9 protein-coding genes and 1 tRNA gene are annotated in these 11,339 nt (G+C 49.0%); 4 read left to right on the top strand and 6 right to left on the bottom strand.

Going from position 1 to position 11,339, the window contains the following annotated elements; translation table 11 throughout:
* On the bottom strand, positions 1 to 1,461 hold a 1,461-nt coding region (locus D570_RS09050; RefSeq protein ID WP_211204884.1), incomplete at its 3' end, for an RICIN domain-containing protein.
* Entirely contained in the window at positions 1,397 to 1,876 is a 480-nt protein-coding gene (locus D570_RS09045; protein WP_156812219.1) for a hypothetical protein, read from the bottom strand. The genes D570_RS09050 and D570_RS09045, both read right to left, overlap by 65 nt.
* Positions 1,877 to 2,107: 231 nt before the next feature.
* Here D570_RS09045 and D570_RS0103415 point away from each other — a divergent pair, with 231 nt between their 5' ends.
* The gene (locus tag D570_RS0103415; protein ID WP_018143001.1) at positions 2,108 to 3,298 is read left to right on the top strand and encodes an HAD family hydrolase; all 1,191 of its coding nucleotides are present in this window, start codon (positions 2,108 to 2,110) and stop codon (positions 3,296 to 3,298) included.
* A gap of 83 nt (positions 3,299 to 3,381) precedes the next feature.
* Here the strand turns inward: D570_RS0103415 and D570_RS0103410 are convergent, their stop codons facing one another.
* On the bottom strand, positions 3,382 to 4,332 hold the full coding sequence (locus D570_RS0103410) for a glycosyltransferase family 2 protein (protein WP_018143000.1): 951 nt from the start codon (positions 4,330 to 4,332) through the stop codon (positions 3,382 to 3,384).
* Positions 4,333 to 4,521: 189 nt separating this feature from the next.
* Here D570_RS0103410 and D570_RS0103405 point away from each other — a divergent pair, with 189 nt between their 5' ends.
* Positions 4,522 to 5,388 (top strand): glycosyltransferase, encoded by an 867-nt coding sequence (locus tag D570_RS0103405; protein WP_026181838.1) that lies wholly within the window; start codon positions 4,522 to 4,524, stop codon positions 5,386 to 5,388.
* 11 nt (positions 5,389 to 5,399) lie between these two features.
* Here the strand turns inward: D570_RS0103405 and D570_RS0103400 are convergent, their stop codons facing one another.
* Positions 5,400 to 6,365 carry a glycosyltransferase gene (locus D570_RS0103400; RefSeq protein ID WP_018142998.1) on the bottom strand — a complete coding sequence of 322 codons (966 nt, stop codon included), beginning with the start codon at positions 6,363 to 6,365 and terminating at the stop codon, positions 5,400 to 5,402.
* A 172-nt stretch (positions 6,366 to 6,537) separates the two neighbouring features.
* On the opposite strand from D570_RS0103400, the gene D570_RS0103395 reads away from it, so the two are divergent.
* Positions 6,538 to 7,962, top strand: coding sequence for a UTP--glucose-1-phosphate uridylyltransferase (locus D570_RS0103395; protein ID WP_018142997.1), 1,425 nt, complete (start codon positions 6,538 to 6,540; stop codon positions 7,960 to 7,962).
* Between the two features lie 111 nt (positions 7,963 to 8,073).
* On the opposite strand, the gene D570_RS0103390 is transcribed toward D570_RS0103395, so the two are convergent.
* Positions 8,074 to 9,393 carry a polysaccharide pyruvyl transferase family protein gene (locus D570_RS0103390; RefSeq protein WP_018142996.1) on the bottom strand — a complete coding sequence of 440 codons (1,320 nt, stop codon included), beginning with the start codon at positions 9,391 to 9,393 and terminating at the stop codon, positions 8,074 to 8,076.
* A gap of 246 nt (positions 9,394 to 9,639) precedes the next feature.
* Between D570_RS0103390 and D570_RS0103385 the strand changes: the two genes are divergently transcribed.
* Positions 9,640 to 9,727 (top strand) — tRNA-Ser (locus D570_RS0103385).
* 170 nt (positions 9,728 to 9,897) lie between these two features.
* Here D570_RS0103385 and D570_RS0103380 read toward each other — a convergent pair.
* The gene (locus tag D570_RS0103380; RefSeq protein ID WP_245531859.1) at positions 9,898 to 11,262 is read right to left on the bottom strand and encodes an amino acid permease; all 1,365 of its coding nucleotides are present in this window, start codon (positions 11,260 to 11,262) and stop codon (positions 9,898 to 9,900) included.
* Between the last annotated feature and the right edge of the window lie 77 nt (positions 11,263 to 11,339).

The raw sequence follows: 11,339 nt of genomic DNA, 5'->3' as shown, positions 1-11,339 counted from the left end.
ATAATAAACCGTCTTCCCACCATTAGACGAAAGACGCTGCCAACCAGACAAACGAGCACCAGTCACAGAATCAAACAAATACCACGAACCACCAAGGAAGTTCTCGCCCTTTAGCTTAAAACCATTGCGGTAATAGTAGGTCTTTCCGCCAGTAGTGACCCAACCATTCGCGCCAGACTTATGGTCTGATACAGGGATGAGCTGGAATTTTTGATTCGCTCCGCCATTAGCTCCCCACAGGATGAGGTTTACCCAATTGCTCATATTGCCGTTTGGGATATCGATAACCCTGTTTTTGCTATCACCAAGTACAGATTCGATAATGTACGAACCATCACTAGTTTTATAGAATTTCCACTGCTGGTTTGAGGCGTTCAGATTATCCCATTGGATAACATTTGTGCCGCTTCGGTCTGAACCACCCTTGGCATCCAGTACCTTCCCGGAATTCATGACTGAAATAGTGTACTGATTCGTTGAGCTTTTCTTGATTTTAAAACGCTGATTGCTCGTCTCGGCAAAATCCCACAAAACTATATCTGCACCATTTTCAGCACTTGCTCCTGAGGATGCAAGATACTTATTTGCGGATGCAGTTTTAATGTAGTATTCACCGTCCGCTACGGAATTATCTAAATTTCCATACCGAGAAGGATCTGTACCCGCCGGATCGTTATCGACATACTGATAATTACCAAAAGCATTGATATCCACATTGCCAGAGATGCCGCTAACCTGACCGCTAGAAGAGTACTGCCAGCCTCGGAAGTTCGTATTCCAGGCGCTAAAGCCCATTCGTGCACCGTATTGCGCTACCCACGTGGTGCGCTGCCAAATATCGTTGTGCTTCAAAGCAGAGTTGAGGTAGCTGGTGTATGAGTACACAGCTGTATTTCCGTAGCCGCGCGCAGACAAGGTATTGAAGTACGCATGCATGGCAGCTGCATTGACGTTGGGATCTGTGGACGGAGAATGACCGGTCCACGTCCAGCGTTCCATGTCGTAGTACACCGGATAGCTCAAATCCGAGGCACTGACACCCAGCTGACGCAGAGCATCCGCAGTACTGTTGGCTTCTTCGACGGATACTGAAGCATTTTCCGAGTAGGAGTACCAATACACACCAAAAGGAATCCCCAAACGCTTGAGCGCACTAATATTACGGGCAGCCTTCGTGTCAAGTGCGTTACCAGAACCGTAGCCTATGCGTACAATCACACCCTGCACATTGCCCGAGGCTTTTACAGCATCCCAGTTAATATCGCCTTGCCATTGGGATACATCGATAACGCCTTTTGCCTGCTGCGCAAAAAGCGCACCGTTGCTCTGGAAGAAAGCCGGGGTGTTATTGTAGGTGCCCCAGTACGCGCCGTAACCGTTGTTTGGTAATGCAACATTACGTACGGTGGAACTTGCTGTTGAAGCAGCATAAGCCGAACTCTCTGTGGAGCCCCCCCGCATCGCCCGTATTTTCTTCAATCTTGTCTTTGACATCGGAGATATCTACAGGGATAAAGCTTTCACCGTCGGTCTTCGCAAGAGGGTCAGCCGGCGCATCCACAGTACCCACGAGATTTGGATCGGTCACCTCATTGCCAGAAGACACATCGTAAACTGTGCCATCCGTATCAACCGCAAGAGATTCCGAAACAAGAGTAGAATCCTCCGGTACACTCTCGGCAACCGTATCTGGCAAATCCTGCTCTGGGTTTTCTGGAATATCCGTTTGCGCGATGGCTTGGCTACTTCCTAAATTAGAGGAAACCATAGTATCGGATTGAATATCACCTGCAAAGGCCATGGCGGAACCACATAGGGATACCGAAACCATCATCGCTACAGTGGCAGTTGCCAGTCGCGCCCAGCTCTTCTTCATTTTCCCCTCTTCTGGAGTAGCGTACATGCTTAGAAAGTCTCTTTATACTTTAGCGTATACGCCTGTATTTCCTAAGGAAAATCCAAATCAAGATTTCATCGAAATTCCTTAAGTAAATCTACCGTTTCTAACGTCCTTATCTGGGACGATGGGAGCATGATTTTCGAGCGAATATCGAAACTTGAAAAACTATAATAAAAATAAAAACGAAAGCACGGGAAGGAGATTGCAATGACGCAGACTCAGACCACCAAGGAAAACCCGCCTATAGTGGCAATCTGTTACGACTTTGATAAAACGCTGACGCCTACGGATATGCAGGCCCAAGGCTTCATCCAATCGCTTGGTTTCGATGTAAATAAGTTTTGGGAAGAATCTAACGGACTCGCGGATGATAACGGTATGGACCAAAATCTTGCATGGATGTACATGCTCACAAAAGCAGCCGAGGGGAACTTCTATATAACGAAAGACAAGCTACGCGAGTTTGGAGCAGACGTTGCGCTATTCCCTGGTGTAGAAACATGGTTTGCACGGATACGAGAGTACGGAAAGATGCATGGTATCCAAGTTGAGCACTACATCATTTCTTCTGGCCTCAAAGAGATCATTTTGGGAACATCCATTGCACAGGAATTCGAAAAAATTTATGCCAGTTCGTATTATTACAACGATAAAAATGTTGCTGTTTGGCCCGCACAAGTGGTCAATTACACGGATAAAACGCAGTTTCTTTTTCGTATAGAAAAAGGCGTGCTGGATGTCAACGATGACAAAGTAAATAAATATTTCCCTCCCCACGAGCTACGCGTCCCCTTCAGGAATTTCATTTATATTGGAGACAGCGACACGGATATTCCGTGTATGAAACTCGTGAATATCAATGGTGGCCACTCCATCGGCGTATACAACCTTGACAACCTGCATGACGGCGATAAACCCGATAAAAGTAAGGTTTTCCGCATGCTAGAAGAAAACAGAATCCGGTATTTTGCACCCGCGGATTACGCGGCTGGGTCTCAACTGGAAGTACTCATAAAAAGCATTATCGATCAGATTAAAACCAGAAGCGCACTCGAGAAGGTCCACTACGACTGTGTAGAAGAGAAAAACCGAGAAACGGAGAGCTTTAGCCCGCAGGACAAACAAAGAGCCTTCCTCATTGATAGCTTAGGCGAAAGCACGAGTTATAAAAACACACATAATATTATCCGCGAAATGACCGCTATTGATAAAAGTGAATGGACAGAAGAAAACTTCCAAGAGATTCTGGATATTCCTTTTTTCAATAGCCAGGTCAATTCGATTCTTCATGACACGGAAATCGCATATTTTTACAAGCGCTTAATCGTTTATAGGAAAGCCGAAGATAACCCAAAAGCACAAGAGATACTAAGAAGAACCCAAAAACCTTCAGAGTAATCTCCAACGCACGATTCTTATAGTGATGCCCGGCATGTTTACCGTCATGCCGGGCATCACTGCTGTTCAGTTCTATTGAAAGGTTATTTTGTATGGGACCTACGCAGGTAGTCAAAAGAATTAACCGTAGCGATGAACTGCCTACGCTCATTCTTTGCCAAAACGTCCAAAATAATACCCGTAACAATTAACATCAGTCCCGAAAGGATAAGGAAGAAACAGCCGAAAAGCGTAGGAAACTGAAGAACCACATGCGTTTCCCAGAACCGAATGACGATAGGAATCATCAAGCCTAAGCCGATTATCCCCAGCAAAGAGCCTAATGCTGTGAAGAACGGGAGCGGCTTGTACTCTCTAATCATTCGGAAAATCGTGACCATGACCTTAAAACCATCACCAAGGGTATTGAGTTTTGATTCTGAACCTTCTGGCCTATCGCGATACTGAATCGGCATTTCATACAATCTCATATTTTTATCAAGACTGTGAATGGTCATTTCTGTCTCGACTTCAAAGCCTTGAGAGAGTATGGGATAGCTCTTCGCAAAGCTGAAGGAGAATGCCCTGTAGCCAGTCATAATGTCTTTGACATCCGATTGGAAGAGAAAATTAATGGAATCTCTTACGAGAGAATTTCCGAAGTTATGGAATGGTCGTTTATTTTCCTCAAAATAAGTGGAGCTTAAACGGTCCCCAATCACCATGTCATAACCTTCGAGCACCTTATCCACCATGCGGGGGGCTGCCTCTGCGGGATAGGTATCGTCACCATCCGCCATGACATACACATCCGCATCAATTTCATTGAACATTGCACGGATGACGTTACCTTTTCCTTGACGTGATTCACGTCTCACAACCGCACCTAAAGACTGCGCAATTTCAACCGTACGATCAGTTGAATTGTTGTCATAAACGTAAATCGTTGCGTCTGGCAAAGATTTTTGAAAATCTTGTACGACCTTCCCGATAGTGATTTCCTCGTTATAGCAAGGAAGGAGCACAGCAACGGATGGCTTCGATGTTTCATTCATAGTGCTTAGTATATCGTTAACCTTTTATTTTCAGCACTGCGCCATACGTCCAGCGGTTAATCACGATGAGCAGACATGCTTGTCTTTCCCAGTAAGAGATTTCATGCGCTACGGCGACTCCAACGAGAAATAAATCTCACTAAGAGTAGTAAAAATACAGATGCTCGCAACTGATAAAATATGAACACTATGACGAATCGAGCGGGCAAAATGGACTTTACTGTGTTGATGTGCGTATATCAGGGCGACAATTTAGAGCATTTCAAACGTGCGCTTACCTCATGCGCTACAGATCAAACCGTGCATGCTACTGAAGTTCTTATCGTCCAAAACGGACCTGTGTCTGTGAATATCGAGACATATCTTACTGAAGCACAGGCCGCAGATTCGAGTATTAAAGTTCTCCAGCTTGCCGAAAATCACGGCCTGGCACACGCGCTCAATATTGGCATGAAGGAAATCTCCACCGAGTGGATTGCACGCATGGATGCGGACGACATCTGCCTTCCTGAAAGATTTGCACAGCAAGTAGCTTACTTAGAGCAGCACCCTCAGGTGGACGCACTTGGCACTGCACTACAGGAGTTTACTGAGCCGGAACTCGGGCGTATTGTGTGGGGTGAAAGGCGTGTACTGCCTTCTTCACACACTGGGTTAGACCAGTATGCACGGCTGCAGTCTCCGCTCCACCACCCTACAGTTATGCTCCGCAAATCAGCAGTCCTTCGAGCAGGTGGATACCCAGAAGACTCTGGGCGCTTCGAAGATTATCTGCTTTGGGCGCGTATGCTCATGCATGGTAGCACTTTTGCCAATCTGCCGGAGGTGCTTCTCGGCTACCGCGTGGATAGCGGCGCGTACAACCGGCGCGGTGGCTGGGAGATGTTCCGCTCCGAGTTTGCTCTTCAGCGCACTTTCCTACGAGAAGGCTTTACTACGCATACCCAATTTTTCAGAAATATAGCTGTGCGCGGGGTGTACCGTCTCATCCCTACGTGGATAAAAAAACCGCTGTACAGACTGCGCACAGCGGTGAAAAATAAATCAGTACAGTAGCTTCGGGACACTCAGCTCTCAAACTGCTCGACGATGCTGGCTACCTCAGGTGTTTTCGCTAGCACCGCCGCATTGCTTTTCGGCTTTCCAGCACCCGCCTCTTTCCAGCCTTGCTTCGCATAGCCCAGTAATGTCTTCTTATCGTGAGAGCGGAGCATAGTTTCCACCCACCGTTTGAGGGTTGCAAGATGATAGTAGAGCTTTTCTTTTCCACTAAAGTTTGCCTGCGCGTACTTGAACAGCCAGCGTTTATTGCGCACTTCAAAACGGAAACGTGCACCAGGATCGGCATTTGAAGAGCCGAAAACCTTTGTTTTATGCTCGACTATGCTTTGAGGCACATAGTATCCGGTGGCTTCTTTGAGCAAACGTGTGGTGAATTCAAAGTCATCATTCCAGAGGAAATAAGCACCAATAGGCAGAGCCCTGCGAGCGCGAATTGCGGTAGCATTCACCAAACACGATACAAAGGAGAAGGATCGAGCCTGGTAGGCGTTCTTTGATTGGGTCAGCGTGGCCGCGCCTCGGTAAATCCAACGACGGGGGCGTGGCTTGTTCATCAAATGCTCGCGTCCATCCGTCCAGATAGCCTTCGACCCCATAATAACTGGCTCTTCCCCATTGGTTTGTGTAGCTTCGCGCAGCGCGTCCACAAGTTTTTCGAGGGCTGTCAGCGTTGGTATAGTGTCGTCATCCATGATCCACACGTAGTCAACGTTTGGATCGCTGGCTGCGATGGCGATTCCTGCCGCAAAACCGCCTGCTCCACCTACGTTTTCATTGAGGCGGGTCACCTGTGGGCGAAGCGGGTGCTGCTTCGCCACGTGCACGGCATTATCTGTGCTGGCGTTATCGATGACGATGGTGCGGTAGAGAGGATATGTCTGCTGTTCAAGGCTATCGAGACATTCCTGCAGAAGCGTTTCACGGTTGTAAGACACCACAACGGCGGCTACGCGTATAGATGAAGACGTCATACCTCACATGCTAGCAGTCTGCCCGCAATATTTGAAAGATGTGAAGGTTTTCCTTATCCAGAAGACGCGAGCCGCTTCTGCCTCCTAAAATGGTGCACGTATGTGACTTCGCAAGAATTGCGGTAAACTTGCCCTTATCGAACATTAAGGATGTTCACTTTTGGAGGTTTTCATGACTGACGGTTTAGCTGCATGCGTGCAACGAATGCGTGATGAAGGGATGAGCGATACTGCCATCGCACAATTCGAACGCATGTATAAGGTCTGGCAGGCTGACGAGGTCGGCTGGATGCGAGAATCAGATGTTACTCCGCTCACGAACATCGTTTCCGTTGCAGATTTCCACGACACTATGTCTACGCGCACGGCACGTACAGCGTTGTCAAAGACTGCAATTATTAAGCTCAATGGCGGCCTAGGCACTTCCATGGGTCTCGATGGGCCAAAGTCACTGCTCCCTGTGCGCCGCCATAAGGCACGTCAGATGCGATTCCTCGATATTATTTTGGGCCAAGTCGTCAGTATGCGTGACCAGCACAAGGTATCCCTGCCGCTTGTGCTTATGAATTCCTTCCGCACCTCTAAGGAATCTTTGACTGCTGTACACCGCAATCGTCGTTTCCATCAGGATGATATTCCTTTGGAAATCATCCAGCATCGTGAGCCAAAAATTGTGCTTCACACAGGCAACCCTGCAGAGTATCCTGCGGACCGCGACCTGGAGTGGTGCCCTCCTGGACATGGCGATATTTACTCGACTTTGTGGGAGTCCGGCGTTCTCGACGACCTTCAAGAGCACGGCATCGAGTACATTTTCATTTCCAATTCAGATAACTTAGGCGCACGCCCATCCAGCATTATCGCTGGCTATTTCGCACAGTCTAAGTCGGATTTCATGGTGGAAGTGTCCCGTAAAACACCTGCCGACCGCAAGGGTGGCCATTTTGTCATCGACAATGCCACAGACCGCTTAACCTTGCGTGAAATGAGCCAAGTTCATCCAGATGACAAAGACATCGCGATGGACGAGCAGATTCACCCCTTCTTCAATACGAATAATATTTGGATCCGCATCAGCGCTTTGAAGAAGGTATTGAAAAAGTACAACGGCATCCTGCCTTTGCCTGTAATTCGCAATAACAAAACTGTAGACCCTACGAACTCTTCCAGCCCTCGCGTGGTGCAGCTGGAAACCGCTATGGGTGCCGCCATTTCACTCTTTGACAATGCGTGCTGCATTGAGGTAAACCGCTCACGCTTCTTGCCGGTGAAGACTACCGAGGATTTGTTTATCCTGCGTTCTGACCGTTTCCACCTTACGGATTCTTATGAGATGGAAGATGGAAATTACATCTTCCCAAATATTTCCTTGGATCAGCGCTATTACAAGAACATCCACGACTTTAACGAGCGTTTCCCGTATGGCGTGCCGTCTCTTGCGGCTGCCGCCAGCGTAACTATTGAGGGTGATTGGACCTTCGGTCGTGACACACACTGCTACGGTCATGCGCATCTCGAGGATACGAATGACCCTTCGTATGTACCTAATGGTGAGTTTATCGGCGCCCAAGGCATCGAGCCAGATACGTGGCAGTAGTTTGCTGTGAGATAGGTGTTCACCGCCTACCCTGCTTCCCTAGACTACTAAATGAAGCTCCCTATGCGAATTGTGCATAGGGAGCTTCATTTTCAGGTGCAAAACTATGAACTATTTTTCACCATAGATATGCGCAACGGATGCTCTAATCTGCTCCGAGTACAGCTGTGGCAGCTGTGGATTATCAAATCCTGGCCCCGGCTCTACTACGCCTTCACCGATAACCGATTGAGTCCAATGCGAGCCCATGCGGAGCACCGCATTGTGCTTCGTGCTGTAGTACTCCTTATCCACGGAAATATACGAGCCTTCACACCCTTTTGCGGCCGCCAAAATATGCGGATGATATCGCGTGGTCAGCCATCGCTGTCCTTGCGCGGCGGGGAATCCAACATTCAACAGATACGCCAAAGGATAGAACTGCACGGCGCAACCGGCTTCTTCAAGCGCTTCTACAATCGGATAGTCGATATAGGGGTTGCACTCAATCACACCGATTGGCTCGCCATCAGATTCTTGCCATGCTTTTACTGTTCCAACCACATGGCTGATAAGTTTCTCCTGGTCACTGACTAAATCGGATTGAACGTACACCATAATGCGAGGGAATTCTATTTCCTCAGAATAGCAGCCTTCTAAACCGTTTACGAAGCAATCATCGGGTGCTAGCATTACTTGCTTTTCGCACGTATTTTCACCAGATTCCACGTTTACAGCGCCCACAGTATCTTCATCTCGTACCGTAAACGTATCGAAATAAGGAAGCAACTCTTGAACGTACTGCGTAGACGTCGCATCCAACGGCATGAGCCCCACACCCGTGGCTATGGCAGGAATGCCTCTATCTGCCGCCCAACGGCCTAATTCCAGACGTGCGAGGTTGGCATACCAACGTCCATTCATATAGCCGCCACCCACAAAATGCACACTGCGGATTTTCTCGCGCAAAATCTGGATGCCTGATGCATAGCGCGCAGCTACGCCATCATCCGTCAACGCTTGCGAGACGAACTGACCCACATCCTGTACATTGCCCGCGCCCTCCACGTGCTCATTTTCTACCGTTAAGCGCGAAATCGTATCCACCACACGCACGCGAGGATGCTCCTTGCCGAGGATTGCCATGGAAGGACCCGGCCGAGCACAATCCAAATAAATAGGGATTTCAGGATGTACTTGGAGCAGATATCGCAACCATTCGCGCGCGATCAATTCGTCTCCATAATTTGGATAACCTGCTTCGCATACCAGATAATAGGCAGGAACATCCATGCCCAAAAGTTGCGATGTCAGCGAGGCAATTAAGCGACTCTGCTGCTCTTGCTTCTCTGCAAATTGGATCAGCGTCTGATTGTCGGCGTTAATGTTGTTAATCTTCTGTTCTAAGCCATTCAGCCTTGCATGGAAAGAGCTATTGGACACAGGGACCATACGCCTTAGTATGTTCTTAAGGTTCATATGGGAAAGTATACTGGAGCCTCGCTGAATACGAACTGTACGAAGTGTTGCATGCCGTGGCAAGTAACTGTTTCGGCTAGAATATATCGTTGTTTTGAAAGAATTTTTGACTTCTTTAAAATTCGCCACGCTGGGGTTTACTGTCCACAGTTTTATGCTATAATTTTTTTCTGTTGTCTAATTGCTCTTTTGATCTCATAGACAGCAATAAATCAAAATGGAGAATTCGCCTAGTGGTCTATGGCGCACGCTTGGAAAGCGTGTTGGGTTCACGCCCTCACGAGTTCGAATCTCGTATTCTCCGCCAGTTTGAAGAAGGCTCCCAAGAGGTTGGGAGCCTTCTTCATTACTTACAAGGCCGTGAAAGCAAAATTGAGGGGTTATTCCGTCTTCAGAGAAAGAACAAAATTCTTGGGTTTACTTTGACACCAAAGTAAACCCAAGATAGAAAAAGGGCTGCGAAGTAGGCGGACCTTTCTACTCTTCCGCCTTCCGCCCCTTCCACCAAGCACGCGCGTAATACCATGCATAGCACAAAGCGGTAAACGGAATCATATACAGCAAAGTCGTCCTCTGAGCAGCGTCAAACAAAATCAGCACTAGCACCAAAGCCGTCATAATCAGAGCAAGCACCGGAATAAACGGATACGCCGGCACCTTATAGGCCAAACTGTCCGCGCTCTTCCCCTCGCGTTCTAGAGACCGCCTAAAAAGTATCTGACATACAACGATAGCGCCCCACACCACGAGGGTCGCTAACCCGGACACGGCCACGAGTGCCAAATACACGGTATCCGCCGCAAACACGGAAGTGAGCAAGCACAGCATGCTACCTGCCATGGAAATAAACACGGCGTAAACGGGTACGCCATGGAAGTTCGTGCGAGCAAGTCGTGGGCTAATCATGTCCTCCTTGGCAAGCGACCACACCATGCGTGCGCAGACATACAGGCCTGAGTTCGCGGCGGACAGCACAGCGGTGAGCACGACGAAGTTCATGATGTCGGCTGCGTATGGGATGCCAATCGACTGGAACACGAGCACGAAGGGCGACGTGCTGACGCCAGACATATGCCATGGAATCAGCGCCGCCATGACGCCGATGGAGCCAATGAAGAAAATCACCAGACGGAAAACGGTGGTATGCACAGCCTTCGGGATGGCCTTGCTTGGGTCCTTGGTTTCGCCCGCAGCCACACCCACAACTTCCGTGCCAGAGAAGGCGAAAATTACGGTCAACAGCGTGGAGAAGATAGGCAAAATGCCCGTTGGGAACCAGCCGTCGATGTAGAAGTTGCTCAGCCATGGCGCTCCTTCTACGCCCGTGGTAGAGGACGCCATAGGCACAATGCCGACAATTGCCGCCGCGCCGATGACGATGAACGCGGTAATTGCCACGACTTTGATGCTGGAAAACCAGAATTCGGACTCTCCATACAGCCTGACGCTCATGAGGTTCAGCGCAAATACTGCAATCATAAACAGTGCAGACCATATCCAGGTCGGTGAATGCGGGAACCAGAATTTCATGAGCATGCCTGCTGCGGTGAATTCCGAGGCGAGCGCGACCGCCCAGTTCAGCCAGTACAGGATGGCGACAGTGAATGCCGTGCCGGGACCGATGAATTTTTTGGCGTAGAGGTGGAAGCTGCCGGCGAATGGCATGGCCACGGATAGTTCGCCGAGGCAGAGCATGACGCAGTAGACGAGCAGAGAGCCTGCTGCGTAAGCGAGGATGGCGCCAAGGGGACCTGCGGCATGGATGGTTTCGCCAGAGCTGACAAACAAGCCTGTGCCGATGACACCGCCGAGGGAGATCATGGTGAGATGGCGAGAGGTCATGCGGCGTTTGAGGCCGTCATGGGCGGCATCTACGACGTGAAGTTCTACAGGTTCATCCGTATCTGCCGTGCTCACCG

It is taken from the genome of Alloscardovia criceti DSM 17774 (genome assembly GCF_000376885.1).
GTDB classification, from domain to species: Bacteria; Actinomycetota; Actinomycetes; order Actinomycetales; family Bifidobacteriaceae; genus Alloscardovia; species Alloscardovia criceti.
Note: the sequence above shows the minus strand (reverse complement) of the source record. Positions and strands in the feature narration are given on the sequence as shown.